At 28.1% G+C, this 18,960-nt stretch carries 27 protein-coding genes; 5 read left to right on the top strand and 22 right to left on the bottom strand.

Going from position 1 to position 18,960, the window contains the following annotated elements; translation table 11 throughout:
* Nucleotides 1-51 precede the first annotated feature (51 nt).
* Genes murQ through PHEL85_RS13485 form a run of 3 tightly spaced genes read left to right on the top strand, consistent with a single transcriptional unit; the run spans nt 52 to nt 2,100 of the window.
* A complete protein-coding gene (gene murQ / locus PHEL85_RS13495; protein WP_036825909.1) occupies nt 52-864 on the top strand; it encodes an N-acetylmuramic acid 6-phosphate etherase in 813 nt (270 codons plus the stop codon).
* The gene (locus tag PHEL85_RS13490) at nt 861-1,103 is read left to right on the top strand and encodes a DUF6095 family protein (protein ID WP_036825905.1); all 243 of its coding nucleotides are present in this window, start codon (nt 861-863) and stop codon (nt 1,101-1,103) included. Before murQ ends, PHEL85_RS13490 begins: the two co-directional genes overlap by 4 nt.
* Before the next feature lie 4 nt (nt 1,104-1,107).
* A complete protein-coding gene (locus PHEL85_RS13485; RefSeq protein WP_036825902.1) occupies nt 1,108-2,100 on the top strand; it encodes a DUF6695 family protein in 993 nt (330 codons plus the stop codon).
* A gap of 12 nt (nt 2,101-2,112) precedes the next feature.
* Here the strand turns inward: PHEL85_RS13485 and PHEL85_RS13480 are convergent, their stop codons facing one another.
* On the bottom strand, nt 2,113-2,610 hold the full coding sequence (locus PHEL85_RS13480; protein WP_036825900.1) for a DinB family protein: 498 nt from the start codon (nt 2,608-2,610) through the stop codon (nt 2,113-2,115).
* 248 nt (nt 2,611-2,858) lie between these two features.
* On the opposite strand from PHEL85_RS13480, the gene PHEL85_RS13475 reads away from it, so the two are divergent.
* Nucleotides 2,859-3,770: a hypothetical protein gene (locus tag PHEL85_RS13475; RefSeq protein ID WP_052108572.1), complete on the top strand. Its 912-nt coding sequence runs from the start codon at nt 2,859-2,861 to the stop codon at nt 3,768-3,770.
* A 156-nt stretch (nt 3,771-3,926) separates the two neighbouring features.
* Here the strand turns inward: PHEL85_RS13475 and PHEL85_RS13470 are convergent, their stop codons facing one another.
* From PHEL85_RS13470 to PHEL85_RS17790, 16 genes are all read right to left on the bottom strand, one after another.
* Complete coding sequence (locus PHEL85_RS13470) at nt 3,927-4,178, bottom strand: hypothetical protein (protein ID WP_036825897.1); 252 nt, start codon at nt 4,176-4,178, stop codon at nt 3,927-3,929.
* 4 nt (nt 4,179-4,182) lie between these two features.
* On the bottom strand, nt 4,183-4,668 hold the full coding sequence (locus PHEL85_RS13465) for a thermonuclease family protein (protein WP_036825894.1): 486 nt from the start codon (nt 4,666-4,668) through the stop codon (nt 4,183-4,185).
* A 25-nt stretch (nt 4,669-4,693) separates the two neighbouring features.
* Entirely contained in the window at nt 4,694-5,602 is a 909-nt protein-coding gene (locus PHEL85_RS13460) for a hypothetical protein (RefSeq protein WP_036825891.1), read from the bottom strand.
* Between the two features lie 3 nt (nt 5,603-5,605).
* The gene (locus PHEL85_RS13455; RefSeq protein WP_036825890.1) at nt 5,606-6,877 is read right to left on the bottom strand and encodes a hypothetical protein; all 1,272 of its coding nucleotides are present in this window, start codon (nt 6,875-6,877) and stop codon (nt 5,606-5,608) included.
* A 2-nt stretch (nt 6,878-6,879) separates the two neighbouring features.
* The gene (locus PHEL85_RS13450; protein ID WP_036825888.1) at nt 6,880-7,272 is read right to left on the bottom strand and encodes a hypothetical protein; all 393 of its coding nucleotides are present in this window, start codon (nt 7,270-7,272) and stop codon (nt 6,880-6,882) included.
* 2 nt (nt 7,273-7,274) lie between these two features.
* Nucleotides 7,275-7,520 carry a DUF4236 domain-containing protein gene (locus tag PHEL85_RS13445; protein WP_036825885.1) on the bottom strand — a complete coding sequence of 82 codons (246 nt, stop codon included), beginning with the start codon at nt 7,518-7,520 and terminating at the stop codon, nt 7,275-7,277.
* A gap of 2 nt (nt 7,521-7,522) precedes the next feature.
* Nucleotides 7,523-7,723: a hypothetical protein gene (locus PHEL85_RS13440; RefSeq protein ID WP_036825882.1), complete on the bottom strand. Its 201-nt coding sequence runs from the start codon at nt 7,721-7,723 to the stop codon at nt 7,523-7,525.
* A gap of 5 nt (nt 7,724-7,728) precedes the next feature.
* A complete protein-coding gene (locus PHEL85_RS18010) occupies nt 7,729-7,881 on the bottom strand; it encodes a hypothetical protein (RefSeq protein ID WP_200882358.1) in 153 nt (50 codons plus the stop codon).
* 90 nt (nt 7,882-7,971) lie between these two features.
* The gene (locus PHEL85_RS13435) at nt 7,972-8,154 is read right to left on the bottom strand and encodes a YegP family protein (protein ID WP_036825879.1); all 183 of its coding nucleotides are present in this window, start codon (nt 8,152-8,154) and stop codon (nt 7,972-7,974) included.
* 91 nt (nt 8,155-8,245) lie between these two features.
* On the bottom strand, nt 8,246-8,731 hold the full coding sequence (locus tag PHEL85_RS13430) for a DUF5763 domain-containing protein (RefSeq protein WP_156109216.1): 486 nt from the start codon (nt 8,729-8,731) through the stop codon (nt 8,246-8,248).
* A gap of 49 nt (nt 8,732-8,780) precedes the next feature.
* Nucleotides 8,781-9,062, bottom strand: coding sequence for a membrane protein insertion efficiency factor YidD (gene yidD, locus PHEL85_RS13425; RefSeq protein ID WP_036825873.1), 282 nt, complete (start codon nt 9,060-9,062; stop codon nt 8,781-8,783).
* On the bottom strand, nt 9,059-9,295 hold the full coding sequence (locus PHEL85_RS13420; RefSeq protein WP_036825871.1) for a hypothetical protein: 237 nt from the start codon (nt 9,293-9,295) through the stop codon (nt 9,059-9,061). Before PHEL85_RS13420 ends, yidD begins: the two co-directional genes overlap by 4 nt.
* A gap of 10 nt (nt 9,296-9,305) precedes the next feature.
* Entirely contained in the window at nt 9,306-9,617 is a 312-nt protein-coding gene (locus PHEL85_RS13415; RefSeq protein WP_036825869.1) for a hypothetical protein, read from the bottom strand.
* Nucleotides 9,618-9,712: 95 nt separating this feature from the next.
* Nucleotides 9,713-10,381 (bottom strand): response regulator, encoded by a 669-nt coding sequence (locus PHEL85_RS13410; protein WP_036825865.1) that lies wholly within the window; start codon nt 10,379-10,381, stop codon nt 9,713-9,715.
* A gap of 3 nt (nt 10,382-10,384) precedes the next feature.
* A complete protein-coding gene (locus PHEL85_RS13405) occupies nt 10,385-12,295 on the bottom strand; it encodes a sensor histidine kinase (RefSeq protein ID WP_036825858.1) in 1,911 nt (636 codons plus the stop codon).
* A gap of 31 nt (nt 12,296-12,326) precedes the next feature.
* Nucleotides 12,327-12,500, bottom strand: coding sequence for a hypothetical protein (locus PHEL85_RS17790; protein WP_156109214.1), 174 nt, complete (start codon nt 12,498-12,500; stop codon nt 12,327-12,329).
* A 371-nt stretch (nt 12,501-12,871) separates the two neighbouring features.
* Between PHEL85_RS17790 and PHEL85_RS13400 the strand changes: the two genes are divergently transcribed.
* Nucleotides 12,872-13,612, top strand: coding sequence for a hypothetical protein (locus PHEL85_RS13400; protein WP_036825853.1), 741 nt, complete (start codon nt 12,872-12,874; stop codon nt 13,610-13,612).
* 79 nt (nt 13,613-13,691) lie between these two features.
* Here PHEL85_RS13400 and PHEL85_RS13395 read toward each other — a convergent pair whose 3' ends face one another.
* The 5 genes from PHEL85_RS13395 to PHEL85_RS17425 all read right to left on the bottom strand — a co-directional run bounded on the left by PHEL85_RS13395 (nt 13,692) and on the right by PHEL85_RS17425 (nt 18,959).
* Nucleotides 13,692-15,071 carry an OmpP1/FadL family transporter gene (locus PHEL85_RS13395; RefSeq protein ID WP_036825851.1) on the bottom strand — a complete coding sequence of 460 codons (1,380 nt, stop codon included), beginning with the start codon at nt 15,069-15,071 and terminating at the stop codon, nt 13,692-13,694.
* Between the two features lie 129 nt (nt 15,072-15,200).
* A complete protein-coding gene (gene ettA, locus PHEL85_RS13390) occupies nt 15,201-16,892 on the bottom strand; it encodes an energy-dependent translational throttle protein EttA (RefSeq protein ID WP_036825846.1) in 1,692 nt (563 codons plus the stop codon).
* Nucleotides 16,893-16,945: 53 nt separating this feature from the next.
* The gene (locus PHEL85_RS13385; RefSeq protein ID WP_036825843.1) at nt 16,946-17,128 is read right to left on the bottom strand and encodes a CAL67264 family membrane protein; all 183 of its coding nucleotides are present in this window, start codon (nt 17,126-17,128) and stop codon (nt 16,946-16,948) included.
* Nucleotides 17,129-17,274: 146 nt separating this feature from the next.
* The gene (gene lpxD / locus PHEL85_RS13380) at nt 17,275-18,267 is read right to left on the bottom strand and encodes a UDP-3-O-(3-hydroxymyristoyl)glucosamine N-acyltransferase (protein WP_036825838.1); all 993 of its coding nucleotides are present in this window, start codon (nt 18,265-18,267) and stop codon (nt 17,275-17,277) included.
* Nucleotides 18,268-18,377: 110 nt separating this feature from the next.
* Entirely contained in the window at nt 18,378-18,959 is a 582-nt protein-coding gene (locus PHEL85_RS17425) for a hypothetical protein (protein WP_052108571.1), read from the bottom strand.
* Nucleotide 18,960: the final 1 nt, after the last annotated feature.

The raw sequence follows: 18,960 nt of genomic DNA, 5'->3' as shown, positions 1-18,960 counted from the left end.
ACGCCCAAAAAATAATACAGAATTTAACATAGAATTCTGTATTTTTGAATGATGACTTTTATAAAAACCACAGAACAAGATTCTAAATACAATCATCTAGAAAAGATGTCTGTAGCAGATTTATTAACGAATATTAATAACGAAGACAAAACAGTACCATTAGCTGTAGAAAAGGCTTTACCGCAAATTGAAGCGTTAACAGAACAGATTGTCAATAAATTGCAAAATGGAGGAAGATTATTTTATTTAGGCGCAGGAACTTCTGGAAGATTAGGTGTTGTAGATGCTTCTGAATGTCCGCCAACTTTTGGTGTGCCTCATGAATTGGTTGTTGGGATTATTGCTGGTGGAGATATTGCCATTAGAAAAGCGGTTGAATTTGCAGAAGATTCTAAAAACCAAGGTTGGTTAGATTTACAAGATCATAAAATTACAAACAAAGATGTAGTTGTTGGTATTGCTGCTTCTGGCACAACTCCTTATGTAATTGCTGCATTAGAAAAATGTAATGAAAACAATATTATTACGGGTTGTATTTCTTGTAATAAAAACAGTCCTTTATCTAATACTGCTCAATTTCCTATAGATGTTGTTGTTGGCCCAGAGTTTGTTACAGGAAGCTCTAGAATGAAAGCAGGAACTGCTCAAAAGCTAGTTTTAAACATGCTTTCTACAGCAACCATGATTCAATTAGGAAAAATTAAAGGCAACAAAATGGTTGACATGCAACTCTCTAACAATAAATTGGTAGAAAGAGGACAGAAAATGTTAGCTAAAGAATTAAATATCGACCAAGAAAAAGCTGCAAGTTTATTGCAAGAGTTTGGTAATGTAAGAAATGCCATTAAAAACTATGTAAAATGAGTACAGATGTAAATTTATTAGGCAAAGGATTAAAATATTTAGGCCTTTTAATTTTTCTATTTATTGCTTCTCCCATAACATTAACAATGGGTTTTAAAGCTTTAAAAAAGTTTGAAAATACACCTAAAGAGTATTTGTCTTATGTGATTTTATTTGTTGCAGGAGTTTTAGTGGTTTTTACAATTTACTTTGCGTTTAAAACTTTTAAAATTTTATTAAAAGCCTTATTTAATAATTAAAAGAATGCAAAATTCTGACGGAATAATAGTAATTCTCTCTTATCCAGATACAGTTGTGAGGCCTGCTTATTGGGAAAAATCTAGTAAGATTTGGCCAAAAATAGGTATTGGAGGCAAACATGCTGTACAAGCTGGTCATGCTGCATTGTTATTGATACAAAAAGGGAATTCAGAAATCAATTATTTCGATTTTGGAAGATACATTACTACTTATGGAAATGGACGTGTTCGCTCTAAAAAAACAGACCCAGATGTAGAAGTTGGTATAAAAGCTACATTTGAAAATGGTGAATTAAATAATCTAAAAGAAATTTTACTTTGGATTGAAAAACATCCAGAAAAAACACATGGTGATGGTAGATTAGTTGCCAGTACAAATGAAAAAATCGACTTTAATAAAGCTAAAAATTTTATTCATCAACTTATAGATGAAAAGGAAATTCCTTATGGCGCTTTTATAAAAAACGGAACTAATTGTGCTCGTTTTGTTACAGATACAATTATTGCTTCTTCTACAAATGAAAAAATTACTAAGCAACTAAAACAATCTAATTTATTTACTCCAAGTCCTATTGGAAATGTAATAAAAGGAAGTACAAATAATTGTATTTACACTATTTACAATCAACAAATTAAAAATTACAAAAACAGATCTATTACAAAAGAATACAAAGCTTCATTTTTTAAAAAATTTAAAGGAGAGCCCAATTTAATTGGAACGGAATTACCCAATAAAAAAGTTTTTGAATTAAAAAAAGGAACTTGGTTAGGTGGAATTGGAAGTGGTGCTTGGTTTATAATAGAAATACAAATCGATATTGAAACTTATAAAATATCAAGATATAATTCTAAAGGAACAAAAGACTTTGAAGCTCTATTTTGTATAGATAAAACATGTTTTAATCATCAAAAAGAATATCAATTTCTACATCCTACAAACTGTTCTGAAGTTTTTGTAAAGCAAAATGATACCGTTTATATTTTACAATTAAACTAAAGAGAATTATTCTCAATTTCTTTCTGCTCTTATTTTTGGAGTTGTAGGGTTAAAACCAAAATCTGTATCTGGTAATTCAATTCCTAATTGATATATTATATAACCAATACTAGCAAAATGATGTGTTGCATGACTATGCGCTTGCATTAAAATTGCTGATAATGTATAATCTGCTGATTCTAAACCTGCTCCTAAATCGTCTGTAACTGAAATCGTTTTGGTAAATTCTGTTGGATTTATTCCTTTAAGTTTATGAATAATTTCATTAAAATACTCAATACCTAAATTGGTATTCAATTCTAGCAATTCATTTCTATTTCTTTTATTCAAGTAAATTTTATTTGCTTCTAATCCTTCAAAAACACAAGAGAATACATCTAAAACATGACGTATATGACATCCTATACTAGAATAATATGGAGCAACAGAGGCATCTGAATATTGTTCGTTTGAAATCGTATTTAATAAGTTTATTCCTCTTTGTAGGTTTTTCTCGATGGCATCAATCATAAATCTCTTTTTGATTTTCTTAAGTCGTTAAAATTTTGTTCAATTTACAAGTTCTTATCGATTATTTAAAAAATAATTACCATTAACTTTAATTCATTAAAAATCAACAAAATACACAATTATACTTAAAGCATAATACGTTTTATTAATAGTCTTGTATTTTTTTGGCACACTCTTTGAAATTATGATAATCAAATACGGAAGCCGAAAAGTATTTAGAGTAGGCAAAACCCTTAAAACCATAAATTATGAAAAAAGGTGTACTTATATTATTAGGAATGTTCATGATGGTTTCTACTGTTGAAGCCAAAAACGGCAACGAATTACCAAACAGAATTGGGTTTAGTTACTCTTACAACAATGCTGTAAATTTTGTTGAACGTGGAGTTGAATTCTTCATTTTCACAAACGGTGAATTTGATTTTAACTCACATTATAATGATACTTATTACGATTATAACGGTAATCGTACCAGAAGAGAAAGCGGTATTAACATTGATAGAGATTATAGAGGAAGAATCAGTAGAATTGGAAACTCTTTTATTAACTACGATAGAAATGGAAATGTAACCAGAATTGGAAATGTTTTTATGAGATACTATAGAGGTAAATTAACCAATGTAGGTAACTTAACAGTGAGGTATAACTATTGGGGAAATCCTACTTTTTACGGAAATGTAAAGAATAATTATTACAACTATAATGGTTTTAGAATTAATCTGAATATTGGAGATATCTTTAATTACAATGATGCATATTTCTATAGAAATGATTTTAGAAGAAATTATTTTAAAATTAGAGAAGACAAAAACTATTATTACTATAGAGCGAACCCTAATGCTAATATTGGTAAAAGAAGTAAAACTTTAAGAAGAAGAAAACCAGCTTCAACTATTTTAAAGAATTCAACTAAAACGAATACAAGAAGAGGCAATACAACTTATAGAAAACCAACTTCTGTAAATTCTGATAGAAAAGTTATTACTGAAAAAAGAAACACAAATTCTACTACTAGAAGATCTAATGTAAATACTAACAGAAATTCAGTTTCTAAAAATAAAATTGAGAAAAGTATTAACAGAAAACCAACTACTACAAATAGATCTACAAAAAGAAAGGTTGATACAAAGAAAACGATTGAAAGAAAAAGAAGAAGTTAAAAAACAGGTATTTATACGCGGTTTGTTGTCAAGGTAGTTTTCTAAATTTGTAATATCAATTTTTAAATTAAATGTCAACTAACTACTAATTAGTTGTGATAGAAAAAGTAGAAGTTAAAAGCCTCATTTCGTTAAAGAAATGAGGCTTTTTATCTATTATGATTTTTCTTTAGTTTTAATCTCTTTCTTCTCTAATTTACATAAAATTCTCCCTACATTTTCAGCTTTCTTTTTTGTTATTTTTTTTATTTTAGACTTACATCGCTTTAAACCTTTACATTCTTTTTTTAAATGATACGTTTTACTTGATTTTGTAGTACAAATAAAAACTTCCTTTTCTTGTGTTTGAAAGGCAGTTAAAAAAATAAAAAGACTAAAAGTTAAAAGTAGTTTTTTTGTATTTGTCATTTTTTTAATTATTTCTAAAATTCCAAGGTTCTATTACATTTTGTTGAGACCACATACCTACTTTATTTTGTCTTGCTTCTTTTTCAATTATGTTGTAGCTAATATCTTTTGAATATTTTTTAAAGTGCATTGCTAATCCATTTAACACAAGTAATTTATTCAAGTTTTCTCCATTTTCAAATTCTACAACAGCAATTAGCCTTTTCCACCTATCTATTTTACCTTTTGAAATTATTATTACTTGTTTCCCAAAAATATTATCAGATACAAATTGTTTTGCTTTCTTACCAAAAGGCTGTCTTTTTTCTGGGCAATCAATATGCTCTAAACGAATAATAATTGGTTTGTTTTCAAATAAGACTTCAATTGTATCCCCATCTTTAATCCCTATTACTTTTGCTGTAAATTCATTTAAGTTTTGACGGTTTACAGAATTATTATGACAACTCAATAAGATTGTTAAAAACAATAAAAAAATTATTTTTTGCATTTTTTTCAGTTAATGACAATTAGTTCTAAAGAATAAAATCTTTGATAATTTTATCCATATTAGATGGAAGTCCAGCATTTTTAATTTCATATTTATTCACTTTCATGACTTTAAACCAATCATTCCAATATTTAACAATAACATCTTGTTCATAAGCATTTTTCTTGTCTGGGTTGATACCTAAAACCAATACTTCTAAATTATTTAAATTTTCAACAGCAGGAATAAATCCATAATTTTCTTTCTCAATTCTCTCTTTCCAATTTCTACTTGTTAATTTGAATTTTCGAATATCTTGTGGCGTTAAATAGCTTGTTTGGTTGTCTTCTATTATTTTGGTATTTCTATGATAAATATATCCATCTGTTAAAATTACTAAAATATTTCTGTAATTTTCTTCAATGCAATAATCTTTGACTTTATTTTTAAAAAAACGCCAAGTATCTGAGCCAATGTATAGATTATCCTCAATAGCTAACTCATAAATTTCTTTTGGTCTAAAACTATAAACTTCTTTGATTTCATCTAACAACTCTAGGTTTACATTGTCTCTTGAAATATGATATTTTAATTGACTCGAAATTCTGTTTATATTTTCATTTAATGGAGCTGGATCAAAATACATTTGTATCCTATCATTCATTTGTCGCACTCTTTTGTTTCGTAAATGCATATTAAAAGCTTCATAAACCGATTTAATATAAGCGATATCCCTCTGATAGAATTCCATGGATTCATTTGGATATTTTTTAGGATCAATTCTATCAGAAAGATCCAATAGAAAACTAATATTTAAATTCTGTTTACTTGTGTTCTGTCCTGAATCTTTATTTTGTATAATTTTCACTTCTTCTTTTTTTATTGAGCCTTTGGCACAGGAAAAAAAAAGAAAAAATAAAGTACAAATGGAAATTATGTTTTTTATCGTTTTCATTATTTAGCTTTTAGAAAATACTAGTTGTTGAAAATCCATATCTAGTAATTTTAATTCACTTAAATGTTTTTGTGCAACTTCTTCACATTCATTTTTTAACTCATTTAATTGTTTTTGAGGAAACTTTAATTCTGAATTAATAGCTTGATACCAACCTTCTTTGTATTGATAGTGATAATGTAAATATTCTTTTACAGGAAAGATAAATCCATCAATCTTTGATTGTAATTCAGAGATTTTTCCTTTTATGGATGTCAATTCATGCTTCAAGTCTTCAACTTTAGTTGCTAATTCAACACTATTACTATTTAAGTTTTTGATTTCTTCTTTTTTAGCGCTTATAAAAGCTCTTATTTTATCAACATTTTCATGCTCTTTCATAACAAAATCAAAGACTAATCCCCAAATAATATAGACAATAAAACCAGCAAAAATAATACCCCAAAAATTCACACTACTTATTGCTATTGAAGGAGAAAAGCTTTCACCTAATACCCTTTCAAAATCAAAAATCTTTTTTTCAATTAAATAAGCTAATATGACATCAAAAATAAATGTAAGCACAAATAAAGCCGCTAATTTTATAAATGAGGAAACACCTTTTGTTTTCTGAAACATATGAACTAAATATCCTAACCCCATAAAAACAAATGGAATTGTCCCTACAAAAACAGCTTCTAACCAACCATCTGAAATAGCATTTGTTAATGCATTTGGGGCAAATATTGCTGCAGTTAAACTACTAGTTTCAAAATCTTTAAAAAAAGCAGAATAAGATGCAGAAACATAAAAAACAAACAAGTAGATTGTAATTGGTAATAACAACACAAGACCTATGTAAAACTGTGCTTTTGGTCTTTTATCTGCATCAATACCATAGGTTTCTGGATTTTGTTTGACATCTATCATTTGAAATTTTAAATTGTCAATTTCTTTTTTAATAGTTTCTTTTTGTTCTTCATGAATAGACAATGCTGTATCCCTCTTTTTTAGTTCTGTTCTTTGTTTTTCTTGTTCTTCAGCATAAGGTTGTTTTAGTATTTGCTGTTCATTTAATTGTTTTCTACATAAATTCTCAAAACTATTGTACAAATTTTGAAGACCTACACTAAATGTAAGTGCACCTCCAGATGCTTTGGTTGAAGCTCCATAACCACTTTGGTAGTAAGTAACTCTCATTTGCTCTCTTGCCTCTTCTGTGTCTTCTCCTATTTCTGTTTGTTGTTTAGAAACAGTATTGTTTTTTAGTTTAAACAAATTTTTAATTGCTTCCATTTTTATGAATTTACACTTTTAATAATTTCTTCTTTACTGATATTTTTTTTAGCCGAATCCAATAAGTAGTCTGCTAATTGAGTAATGTTTTCATCTAAAAACTCAAATTTTTTACAATACTTTTTTAGTGTTGTGTATTCATCTTCTGTAACTTCTTTGTCTGCCCAAATCATTACAGCTAAATCATATAAATATTCAACTCTTAATTCTAATGATTCTGGTATTGAAGAATCATGAAAAGGGTTTAATAAAATTTCGTTCAATTGTTCTTTTGATATTTCTCTTTCTTCTGCAAACTTATAAAGCATTTGCATTTCTAAAACATCAAAATTATCATCAGAAAATGCCATTTGATACAATCTTAGAAAATGACTTTTTAATTCGGTTGAAATCATAATTATTTAATTAATGTGAATATTGAAATACTGAAAGTGAGTAGTAATAAAAAAAAACCTAAACAACCACCAGAAGATTTAGAAAACGTTTTTCTAAACGTTAACCCAGGAATACCAGTTCTTACAGAAAACCCTTTTGTACCAATTGTTCCTTTTTTGGTTCTTAAGCTTGATGAAATTCCAGATTTACTGAGATTCAACCCAAAACCTTTTCCTAGTTTTATTCTTTTTTGATATCTGAACCCCATAATTAACAATTATTACATTCAGATCTATCTACATACGTTTTGTTATTATTACTATTGTAATAATAACAACCTCCTTCTGGACCTGTATATAATGTTTTTCCATTATGAGTTCCACATGTCCATTCTTTATCTTCTTCTGATTCACAAGAGATAAAACTTGAAACACTAATTAGAAATATAAAAATGATGGTTAGCTTTTTCATATTACTTAATTTTTACAACCATCTTTATTACAAGAAATTGATTTATAAGTATTTTTCCAGTGTGTAGGTTTTTCAGTTGTGTCTATTCCACAACCTGTATTTCCACCTTTAAACCCTTTATGTACTTTTCCATTGTGTTCTGTATGTTCTACTGCCATAATTTTAAGTTTTAAATTAATATTAATTCAAAAGTAAACTCTATAAAAAACAAAACCTTACGGGTTTCCGTAAGGCTTAAAAAAATGTAGTTACAAATCTTCATCTACTCCTGCTTTTGAAGCATTTTCTTTAACAGACTCAATTCCATTTTTACATCCACTTTTAGTTTCATACATTTCACTAGTTGCAATAACTTTAAAGTTAGTAGCATACAGATTGAAATAATACTTATTATTACTACTTTTTCTAATTACAAATTTTGGGTAACTCATCTTTTTTATTTTTAAATTAATATTTAACCAAAAATACCTCCTCTATTAAACAAAACTTTACGGAAATCAGTAAGAACTAAAATTATTTGATTTATTTATGCTGATAACAAAAATCTCCACCTTTTACTTTTCGCTTACACGGCTTACCAGATTTAGTTCTTGCGCCACAAAGAGTTGTAGTATTTTTTGAAGAAGAAAAATAAGTTTTTCTAACACTCTTTTTTTTATCTTGACTTGTATGTTGGTAACAATAGCCATTTGCTATTTTGGTAAAATGCTTACATATTGTTCCTTTTTTTGTAATGCCTTTGCATCTAACAGATTTAGAAGAGCCAATAGCTTTATTTGTAAAATTATTAGTTTTTACTAAATCTTTAAAAACAGGCGGTTTACAAATTTTACATGGAGTTAAGCTATATTTTGAAATATCATTTTTACCTAATAACTTTTTTGAAACATTTTTAACCATTCTGCATGAAGACAAATGGTATTTTTTTCCTGATGGAGTTTTATAAACATTCTGAGCCTTTATAATAAAGCTCAGAAAAAATATAACTAAAAATAAAAAATACTTCATAATTTATTCTTTAAAAACAAAACCTTACGAAAATTCGTAAGGTTATTGACTATTCTAATAGTCTTTTAGCAATTTCCCCTTCATTAATTATTTCTTTATTAGGAAGAATCATATAAGTTTTTTTATTAATGGGATTAATAAATAACTCAAAACCATATTTACAGTTACTAATTCTAAATTTTAATGCTTTTAACCCTGATATAAATCCTTCTTTATACGTTTTATCATATACATAATGAGAACAAGATTTTCTAAAAATACAACAGGGAGGTTTTTCTTTTGATTTTAAAACCCAATAGAATTTAATAAAGTAAATTAAAATTAGTCTCACTTTGTTTTACTAAAAACAATCATTTGTCTTGAAGTTGTATAACCAGGTTTTGCTCCTAAACCAAAACAACCTGCATCTGGTTGAATAAACGTTTCTACACTCTCTAAACGAACATAACACCAACCTTGATTAGAATGATGTTTAATAATATCTTCTAATTGTAAAGCGACTTCTGTAGAGTTTTCTTTATTTCTATTTATTGACGGTACAAATGGTATTACTTTATATTCCATAATTTGAACTTTAACAATTTACTTCTACATCAATATTATCAACGCAAGTTTGTTTTTTTGAATGATTATTTGCTGTTTGAAATAAATCTGAATTAAGTTTTAAATCTTTAATTTTACTTATTTCAATACATCTCCAATTTTTAAAAGGGTTTGAACTTAATCCAGAACTAGAGTTACCTCCATATTGATAAAATAACGCTTGCTTATTTCCATTTTTTGTTCCAATCACGTGTGGTGTCATTTTTCTTACATAACCATTATAAGAACAAGTTATACATTCTCTATCTAAAATGGCTTGTCTAATTAAATCATAGTTTGACATATTATTTTGTTTTAAATTATTTTCAAAACTAATTCTCTAAAACAAAAAAAGACTACGGGTTTCCGTAGTCTGAATAATTTATACTTAAAATGTTTTTAAATCAACCCAAAATCTTTAGCAATAGCAACTAAATGTGTAGGATTATTAGCATCAAAATGTTCTTTTAAAAATTTTAATCTTTTTTCTACTGCACTAACACTAGAAGGTGATAGTTCTTTTTCTTTTAACTTTTCACTAATTGCTTCTTGTAAAAGTCCTTTAGATAGCGCTTCAATTAAAAAAATATCGTATTCAGTAATTTCAATCGCTTTTTTAGGGTGAATTGCAGAACTTAATTCTTCTGAAATATAAAATTCTTCGTTAGAATAAATATGCTGTATTGCCTTTTTTAGTTCTTTTTGCCCGTTTCTATTCTTCCAAACGTAGGCATTAATTTTTAGGGTTTTATATAAATGCTGAATTCTAAATGATTTGTCTTCTACAGAAAAAACAATAATTTTTAGGTTTGGAAACTCTTCTCTAACTTTTGCAATTAAAACATCACCAGAAGTTAGTTCTTGGTGATGATGATCTTTTACAAAAGACAAGTCTGAAATTAATAAATCATATTCAGCACCTTCTAACTTTCCTTTTTTTAATTTTAATAACGCTTCATCACAATAAGAAACATGTGCAATCTTAGAAATATTCATTTCTTCTAAAGCAGCTTTCAACCCACTATTTATAATATCAAAATCTTCTGCAATTAAAACTTTTTGAAACATCGTTTACTTTTTAAAATGGATACTTACTTTTAAACCTTTATCTGGCTTATTTTCAAAATTAATTGTTCCATTAATAGTTTTTATACGGGTTTCCATATTTTTAAGTCCGTTTTTAAAAACAATTGTATTTTCTTTAAATCCTACACCGTTATCAACATAGATTATTTCTAAACTTTTATTTTTTTTCTTACAAGATAAAACGACTAAACTCGCTTTACTATGCTTTTTCATGTTTACAAATAATTCATTAAAAACTCTATAGATTACAATCTGCTTGTCTTTGTTTAAATTATTTAAATCTAAAGAAGATAAATCTTTTAAAATGATCTTACAAGTAACTGAATTATAACTTGACACTAAGTCTTTAAAATAGTTTTCAAAGTCGATACCGGTTTCAATAGCGTCGTTTTCATGAGAAATTGCACGGGTTTTCAAATATATTTTATCGAGATCATTTATAATTTCTTCATTTTCAAACTTTGGGTTCTGAACTTTTATAATTGCATTATAAATTCCATTGCCTAACTCGTCATGTAACCTCCTGGCTATTCTTGTTTCAGTATTATAATTCTCCTGTAAAATTTGTTTTTTATGTTGCTGCTTTCTTCTATATATTAAAAACAACAAACCAGATGTTAGTAGAATACCTATAATTAAAACATTTTTCTTCTGATTATTTTCTTGCTCTGCAATTAACTTATTTTCAGTGGCCAATGTTTTAAATTTTAATTTTTGCTTTTCTTCTTCTTCGTAATTGTATTTAATTTTAGCAAACTTGTACTGCCTCTTTGTTTCTGCTTCTTTTAAACTATCTCTTAAACGAATACTTTCTTTATAATACTTAATAGATTTTTGTGATGTTTGAAGTGCAACAATTTTATCGATTGCTTCTATTTGATCTTGAGGGCTTTTTTCTTGTTTTGATATTACATACATTTTATTTGCATAAAACAATGATTTACTTTTATCCTTTTTAAAAAAATATTCAGATAAATGACCGTAACTTGCAATCAGTCCGTTAGTATCATTTTCATTTATTCTGATTGATTTTGCTAATAATAAATCTTTTAAAACTTTTTTATTTGAGTTTTGCAACCATTTTATATGAGCTAAATTATCGATAATTCTTGCTTTTGTTTTTAGATTAGTAATTGTATCTTTTAATAAGTTTTCTAGAGTTGAAATTGATTTTGAATAATCTTTTTGTTCTTTATAAACATTTGAAATATTATTCTGAATAGTATTTTTTTGATTTTCAGTTAATGAATATGACAATGTTTTTTTATAATTATAAATTGCTTGATTATAAAGTTGTTGTTTTTTTGAATTTATTGCCAAACAATTATAAAGTGAAATTATTGATTTATCTTGTTTACCATTCAAATATTTCAACCCATTAACAGCAGAAATATCGCTGTTTGTATAATCTCCAAAATCAGATTCAATAATTGCAATATTTCTATATCTATTTGCAATATTTATACTATCATTTATCTTTAAAAATTCATTTTTTGAACTTATGTAATAGTAATATGAACTATCTTTTAAATTTTTCCTGTAATTATAATATCCTAACTTATAGAAAATTTTTCCTTTTAAGCCTTCTTTTTTATTTAAAAAATCCAAATAGAACATTTTTTTTGTACAAAAAATAGCACTATCTACATAACCTAATTTATTATATAAAAAACTTAAATTATTAAGAATCAAATACCTTACAGAGTCATTTACTTTTTCTTCTCTTATTATTTTCTTTGATAATTCTAAACGCTTTCTATAACTATAATCTTTCTTTATTGATATTGTATACAAGCTATCTAAAATATTATTTTCTAATAAGTTCTTTTTATTATTTTCACAGGAAGAAAAACATAATAGAAATAAAAAGAGGAATGTAACTTTTACTAGTTTCATTCCTCTAAAGTACTATAAAAATTCAATAATATTAACCTCCATTAGCTGGATCTTCCTCTTCCTCTGGTAATTGCCCATCTTCTCCTCCTGTGGCTGATATTTCAGATTTTACTGGTTCCTTTTCTAAGTTTTCATCTAAATCTGTACAAGATGTAAAAACACTGTTTGCAAGTAATATTGCGAATACTAAAAATACTTTTTTCATAATAGTTCTTTTAAAAATTAAACAATAGTGTTGCTATCCGAATTTTAGAATTCAGCTTGTTTGTTGTTCACAACACATAAAAATTTAAAAGAGTCGCGCGCCTCTTTAGCGGGAAATTGTAGAATGAAATAGCGTAACAATCTTGTTTTCCCAATCAAAAAAACACCACTATAGCATTCTGCTTTTTTAGTAATAATTCTCTTCTTTTTTTTTTTAGAAAATTATCTCTACTGCAAATATCGGAAGTCATTTAAAGTTAGCAGTAGCCAACATTTGGACAATTTAGAACCAACTATAAATTGTCTAATTTTAGACAGTTTTAACGATGGTCTGTCTAAATTGTCTACTTTTGGACAACCAAACAACTTACTATGATTAAAGCACTTGTAACTGATTTTTTTAATGAGATTGAAAAAAAGGAACTTAAGAAGAATAAAAATGCGCAAGCAACTTTTTGGGTAGAAGAACTGCAAGAAGTTACCTCTATTCATAAAAATTATATCAGTGTTAGAAAAGCAACACGTTTATATAATAAATATGTTGAAGAAAGAGAAAATGTAATTGTTAAAGAGCCAAATAAATATCTTTTAGACTTTATGTCTCAGTATTTGGGTTGTACAGACTTTGAAGTATATCAATCTAAAAAAGAATCAAAAGAAGAAATTATTGAAGAAAAAGTTATTCCTAAAAACACTGAAGAAGAATCTTTTCTAGAAAAATATAAAAAACCCATTATTGGTGTTTCAATATTAGTCACTTTTACGTTACTGTTTTTCATCAATAAATACAATACTAATAATTCAGAAACTTGTATTATTTGGAAAGAAACTCATTTTGAAAAGAGTGCTTGTACAATAAAAAATGCAATCGATAATTCTATTTATAATATCAATATTGAGAAGTTCGAAAAAATAAAAGTTTCCAAAGAATTTCCTTTTTTTAAAAATGGAAAACCACTAGTTTGGTATGGGAAATCTGTATCAGGAAAAATGGAGTATTTTACACAAAGAGGCATACACCCAGAAACCTTAAAGGAATTAGATCCAATTACAGAATACATTATTAATAAATATATCTTCACAGAAAAGAGCGATAAAACTATTGTAAACTAAAAAAGCAGCTAATAAAATTAGCTGCTTTTTTTAAAATATAATATCAGTAAAAAACCGTTAATTAACGATTCTTATCTAGTTACTTTTTAAAATTATAAGTAATACCAAACTGAATCATGCTTGTTGTCATTTCATAACCAACTTTACTGTTAGGGATTTTCCCAAGTGGATTTGTAGTTGCATTCCAAGGACCTCCCATAACATCTGGAGTAGGGTTAAGCAAAGTTCCTTCTGTTTTCCCATCACTTGTTCCATAATGATACACACCATTTAACATTAAATTATCTGTTAATGGATAACTAAAACCAAATTGAAAAGCATTTGCAATAACTGCTGTTGCAGGTATTGAAAAGAAAGCCAATTCATCATCAATTGGATTACTACTGTACGTATAACCAACTCTTAAAGGTAGTTTTTCAATTCCTTTATACTGAAGTCCAACTGAAAGAATATTAATGTTTTTCCACCCAAAACCCTTTACAGCTCCTGTTGGAAATCCATTTTCAGCTATTACCCATCCTTCCTCAGCAAAACCATCTGTGTTTTCATAATCAACATGTCTATAATCCAATGCAAAATCAACATCTCCTTTAGAATACCCTAAACCAAATGATAATATTGCTGGGTAATCCATGTTAAAAGTTGTTTCAGGTGCTACTGAACCATCTAAATAAGTGTTTTTAAACTCTAAATCCCCAAATGATTGCCCAGTTTTGTATGATGCTCCTAATTTAATTCCTCCTGGTGAATTATAAAACATACCAAATTGCGCTCCAAAACCTAAAGCAGATGCTTTATCAGTAGTTGGATATCCAAGTGTTTGACTTGGAGCTGAAATTGGGCTCGGTGCTAATTCTAAAGCTCCATAATTAACTGTTGGCTGTATACCAAATGAAAAGTTATTAGAAATTTCATAAGCCCAAGTGAAACCAACTTGTAACAACATATAATCAGACTCTAAATGACCAAAACCTCCTGCCATTTGAGGAAAACTAATTGGGTTTACCGGTTGTGTTTGATCAAAATTAGGGTTTCCATTTCCCATACGATCTTGAGGATAATTAGAATTTTCTGGAAATGTAACTCCAAAACCACTAATTCCAAATGCTGAAACTCCAAAAGTATGTTTACTATCTTCTTTTCCCCAAACCATAGCAAATGCTGGCATTGGAGAAACACCTCTATCATCTTCAGTTACACCTGACATAGTACCATATGTAGAACTCAATTCTGGAGAAGAAAAGAAAGCTCCAATATTAAAGTCTATTATTTTATTATCGAATACAGATATTGCTGCAGGATTCCATTGTAAAGCACCACTAATATCTAACGGTTGTGCTGTTGATGCACCACCCATAGACATATTAACTGCTCCAACTCCTTGCATAATATGCCCTGCCTGTCCGTAAACTAAAGCTGATAGCATTAAAAATGCAAAATTTAAAAAATATTTTCTCATAATACTTCTGTTTAATTATTGTTAAAATTGTACGTTTTATACAATGAAATAAAGGTATGTATTACCCTATATCTCAACTATGACTTTTATCATAACTCAACAATAATTAAACAAAAGCAACCTGATTATTTATCGAATTAACTTTCTATATTTAATTCGTTTAGGCATTAAATCACCACCCAAACGTTTCTTTTTATTTTCTTCATATTCAGAAAAACCACCTTCAAAGAAGTAGACTTCACTATTACCTTCAAAAGCTAAAATGTGTGTACAAATTCTATCTAAAAACCATCTATCATGAGAAATTACCACTGCACAACCAGCAAAGTTTTCTAAACCTTCTTCTAACGCTCTTAAAGTATTTACATCCAAATCATTTGTTGGCTCATCTAATAGAAGAACATTTCCTTCTTCTTTCAATGTCATTGCTAAATGCAATCTATTTCTTTCTCCACCAGAAAGCGTATTTACTTTTTTGTTTTGCTCACTTCCAGAAAAATTAAAACGACTTAAATAAGCACGAGAATTTACTTGCTTTCCTCCCATCATTACTAAATCTTGTCCATCAGAAAAATTTTCCCAAATTGTTTTTTCTGGGTTAATATCTGAGTGTGCTTGATCTACATAAGCAATTTTGGCAGTTTCACCCACCTTAAAACTCCCTTTATCCGGAGTTTCTTCTCCCATAATCATTTTAAAAATTGTTGTTTTACCAGCACCATTTGGACCAATAATACCAACAATTCCTGCTTGAGGAAGATTAAATTCTAAATTATCATATAATAATTTATCACCATAAGCTTTAGAGACTCCAGTAGCTTCAATAACATTTGTTCCTAAACGAGGGCCATTTGGAATGTAAATTTCTAATTTTTCATCAACTACTTTCTGGTCTTGACTCATTAACTTGTCATAATTTTTCAAACGTGCTTTCTGCTTTGTTTGACGACCTTTTGCTCCTTGACGAACCCAATCTAACTCTCGTTCTAATGTTTTTTGACGTTTAGAAGCAGTTTTGCTTTCTTGAGCCATTCTCTGAGATTTTTGGTCTAACCAAGAAGAGTAATTTCCTTTCCAAGGAATTCCTTCTCCTCTATCTAACTCTAAAATCCAACCTGCAACATTATCTAAGAAATATCTATCATGCGTTACAGCAATAACAGTTCCTTTATATTGTGCTAAATGATGCTCTAACCAATGTACAGATTCTGCATCTAAATGGTTTGTTGGCTCATCTAATAATAAAATTTCTGGTTCTTGTAATAACAATCTACATAATGCAACACGTCTCTTTTCACCTCCAGAAAGTACTCCAATTTTTTTATCAGAATCTGGAGTTCTTAAAGCATCCATTGCTATTTCTAATTTGGTATCTAACTCCCAAGCATTAGCAGCATCAATTTTATCTTGTAACTCTGCTTGTTGAGCCATTAATTTATCCATTTTGTCTGCATCAGAATATACTTCTTCTAGACCAAACATATCGTTTATTTTGTTGTACTCATCTAAAATTGCTACTGTTTCTGCAACTCCTTCCTTTACAATTTCTAAAACTGTTTTCTCTGGATCTAATTGAGGTTCTTGCTCTAAATATCCTACATTATAACCAGGAGAAAAAGTTACATCTCCTTGAAAGTTCTTTTCTACACCCGCAATTATTTTTAATAAAGTTGATTTTCCAGATCCATTTAAACCTAGAATACCAATTTTTGCTCCATAGAAGAAGCTTAAATAAATATCTTTTAAAACTTGTTTTCCTGTTGATTGATAAGTTTTAGACAACTTATTCATCGAAAAGATTACTTTCTTATCGTCGCTCATTATAATATAATTGTATTTAATTTAAAAAATGCTACTGAAAGCTGTAGACTTTGTTATACTCTTCCTTTTAAGGCATTAAATACCCAAGCAATTGCAAAAAAACCAACACCAACAGCTGCAAATCCCCATGCTGAAACTTCTCTGTATTTAAAAATACCGATTGCTATTAGTCCCAATCCTACAACTATCATTATTAAAGTTGCCAATCCAAGCACTGTATTCTTATTCATTCCCATAATTCGTAATTAGTTAGTTTGATTCGCAAATATCGTATTTATTTGGTAAAAAATCTTATTAAATTAATACATAAGAGAGTAATAATGCCAAAAAAATAAAATATTGAATCGTAAATTTGAAATTTTTATATAAAATGAATTAAATACTAATTTCTTGCAAGCTTTCGTAAAGCAACCCATTGTTTCATTTTTTCTCTAGAATCACAAGCTGGATAACCAACAACTGTTTTACCAGCAGCAACATCTGCAATAACTCCAGATCCTGCACCAACTTTTGCTCCAGAATGAATAGTAACATGATCTTTTATAGAAGCACTTCCTCCAATAATTACTCCATCTCCAAGAGTTACAGAACCTGCTAAACCGCTACTTCCTGCCATTATACAGCATCTTCCTAAAACAGAATTATGTCCAATTTGAACTAAATTATCAATCTTACAACCATCACCCAAAATTGTAGAGCTAAACTTACCACGATCTACACAAGAATTAGCACCAATTTCTACTGCATTTCCAATTACAACATTTCCAATATGAATAATTTTAACCAAACCTCTGCCATCATTACTTGGTCTATATCCAAAACCATCAGCACCAATACTAACATTTGTATGAAAAATACAATGACTTCCAATTATACTTCTTTCTCTGATCACTGTTCCAGACCAAACGACAGTTTCATTTCCAATAGTTGTATCATCAAAAACAGAAACATTTGGGTAAATTGTTACATTATCTCCTAAAACTACATTTTTACCTATATAAGAATTTGCACCAATTTTACAACCTTTTCCTAATTTTGAGGTTTTATCTATTACTGCAGTTGGATGAATTTCTGTTTCAAAATAAGGTGATTCTGGCTCAAATGCTTCTAAAAGAATTGCCATAGCCAAATCAGGATTTTTTACTTTTATAAAAGCTTTATTCTCTTCTGGAGTTATTTTTATGCCTTCATACACAATAGCAATACTTGCTTGAGAATTCTCCCATAACTTTGCGTATTTTGAATTTCCTATAAAAGTAATATTGCCTTTTACTGCTTTTTCAATTTGTTCTGGTGCATTTATTTGATCGTTACAATTTCCAATAAGTTCACCATTAATCAGTGTTGTAATTTCTTGAGCAGTAAATAATTTCATATATAGTTTTTATGTTTTGCTAAAAATAGCGTTTTTATTTTTAACCTTTTTTTGATGAGTCTTAGAAACAAAAAATCCTACTTAAGTAGGATTTTTATGAAGTTAATCTTTTATTGTCTTCTCATTCCTCCACCATTCTGCATTTGTCTCTGGCCTTGTCTCTGGTTATTTTGAGGTCTTTTCGGTTGAAAGCTTTCTTTCTTTTTCTTTTGATATTTCAACCATTTTTTAAATTGTTTTTCTGATAAAATTTTCTCTAAATTATCATTTAACTCTTTTTCTATTTCATGAATATCATCTCTTACAGGTTTGATTAATTCATCTACCTTTTTTCTTAGGTTTTTTCTTGCTTCCATGTCACCTCCTTTAGAAATCGAGTTTACTACCACATCCAAATCTGTAAATTTTTTAGAATTTAAAAATGAAATCTCTTTCACTTTAAAATTATAATTTTTCAATTCTTTACTCACTAAAAACTGATTATTATCTCCTTTAACCTTAGTTTTCTTGATTACTTCTTTTATGTCGTAATAAAAAACACCAGCCATATTACTAGCATTAAATTTCACTTCTTTTTGTGTTTGATTTGATTGTGGAGATTGGCCTTGTTGCCTTCTACCACCTCCTCCTGGAGGTTGAGCAAAAACATTAAAAGATAAAAAAGTTATTACAATAAAAATTACATTCTTCATT

Source organism: Polaribacter sp. Hel1_85, from assembly GCF_000766795.1.
Classification (GTDB): Bacteria; Bacteroidota; Bacteroidia; order Flavobacteriales; family Flavobacteriaceae; genus Polaribacter.
Note: the sequence above shows the minus strand (reverse complement) of the source record. Positions and strands in the feature narration are given on the sequence as shown.

Coding starts and splice junctions, on each gene's coding strand:
- murQ (WP_036825909.1), top strand. CDS start 52: ATGACTTTTATAAAAACCACAGAACAAGATTCTAAATACAATCATCTA.
- PHEL85_RS13490 (WP_036825905.1), top strand. CDS start 861: ATGAGTACAGATGTAAATTTATTAGGCAAAGGATTAAAATATTTAGGC.
- PHEL85_RS13485 (WP_036825902.1), top strand. CDS start 1,108: ATGCAAAATTCTGACGGAATAATAGTAATTCTCTCTTATCCAGATACA.
- PHEL85_RS13480 (WP_036825900.1), bottom strand. CDS start 2,610: ATGATTGATGCCATCGAGAAAAACCTACAAAGAGGAATAAACTTATTA.
- PHEL85_RS13475 (WP_052108572.1), top strand. CDS start 2,859: ATGAAAAAAGGTGTACTTATATTATTAGGAATGTTCATGATGGTTTCT.
- PHEL85_RS13470 (WP_036825897.1), bottom strand. CDS start 4,178: ATGACAAATACAAAAAAACTACTTTTAACTTTTAGTCTTTTTATTTTT.
- PHEL85_RS13465 (WP_036825894.1), bottom strand. CDS start 4,668: ATGCAAAAAATAATTTTTTTATTGTTTTTAACAATCTTATTGAGTTGT.
- PHEL85_RS13460 (WP_036825891.1), bottom strand. CDS start 5,602: ATGAAAACGATAAAAAACATAATTTCCATTTGTACTTTATTTTTTCTT.
- PHEL85_RS13455 (WP_036825890.1), bottom strand. CDS start 6,877: ATGGAAGCAATTAAAAATTTGTTTAAACTAAAAAACAATACTGTTTCT.
- PHEL85_RS13450 (WP_036825888.1), bottom strand. CDS start 7,272: ATGATTTCAACCGAATTAAAAAGTCATTTTCTAAGATTGTATCAAATG.
- PHEL85_RS13445 (WP_036825885.1), bottom strand. CDS start 7,520: ATGGGGTTCAGATATCAAAAAAGAATAAAACTAGGAAAAGGTTTTGGG.
- PHEL85_RS13440 (WP_036825882.1), bottom strand. CDS start 7,723: ATGAAAAAGCTAACCATCATTTTTATATTTCTAATTAGTGTTTCAAGT.
- PHEL85_RS18010 (WP_200882358.1), bottom strand. CDS start 7,881: ATGGCAGTAGAACATACAGAACACAATGGAAAAGTACATAAAGGGTTT.
- PHEL85_RS13435 (WP_036825879.1), bottom strand. CDS start 8,154: ATGAGTTACCCAAAATTTGTAATTAGAAAAAGTAGTAATAATAAGTAT.
- PHEL85_RS13430 (WP_156109216.1), bottom strand. CDS start 8,731: ATGAAGTATTTTTTATTTTTAGTTATATTTTTTCTGAGCTTTATTATA.
- PHEL85_RS13420 (WP_036825871.1), bottom strand. CDS start 9,295: ATGGAATATAAAGTAATACCATTTGTACCGTCAATAAATAGAAATAAA.
- PHEL85_RS13415 (WP_036825869.1), bottom strand. CDS start 9,617: ATGTCAAACTATGATTTAATTAGACAAGCCATTTTAGATAGAGAATGT.
- PHEL85_RS13410 (WP_036825865.1), bottom strand. CDS start 10,381: ATGTTTCAAAAAGTTTTAATTGCAGAAGATTTTGATATTATAAATAGT.
- PHEL85_RS13405 (WP_036825858.1), bottom strand. CDS start 12,295: ATGAAACTAGTAAAAGTTACATTCCTCTTTTTATTTCTATTATGTTTT.
- PHEL85_RS17790 (WP_156109214.1), bottom strand. CDS start 12,500: ATGAAAAAAGTATTTTTAGTATTCGCAATATTACTTGCAAACAGTGTT.
- PHEL85_RS13400 (WP_036825853.1), top strand. CDS start 12,872: ATGATTAAAGCACTTGTAACTGATTTTTTTAATGAGATTGAAAAAAAG.
- PHEL85_RS13395 (WP_036825851.1), bottom strand. CDS start 15,071: ATGAGAAAATATTTTTTAAATTTTGCATTTTTAATGCTATCAGCTTTA.
- ettA (WP_036825846.1), bottom strand. CDS start 16,892: ATGAGCGACGATAAGAAAGTAATCTTTTCGATGAATAAGTTGTCTAAA.
- PHEL85_RS13385 (WP_036825843.1), bottom strand. CDS start 17,128: ATGGGAATGAATAAGAATACAGTGCTTGGATTGGCAACTTTAATAATG.
- lpxD (WP_036825838.1), bottom strand. CDS start 18,267: ATGAAATTATTTACTGCTCAAGAAATTACAACACTGATTAATGGTGAA.
- PHEL85_RS17425 (WP_052108571.1), bottom strand. CDS start 18,959: ATGAAGAATGTAATTTTTATTGTAATAACTTTTTTATCTTTTAATGTT.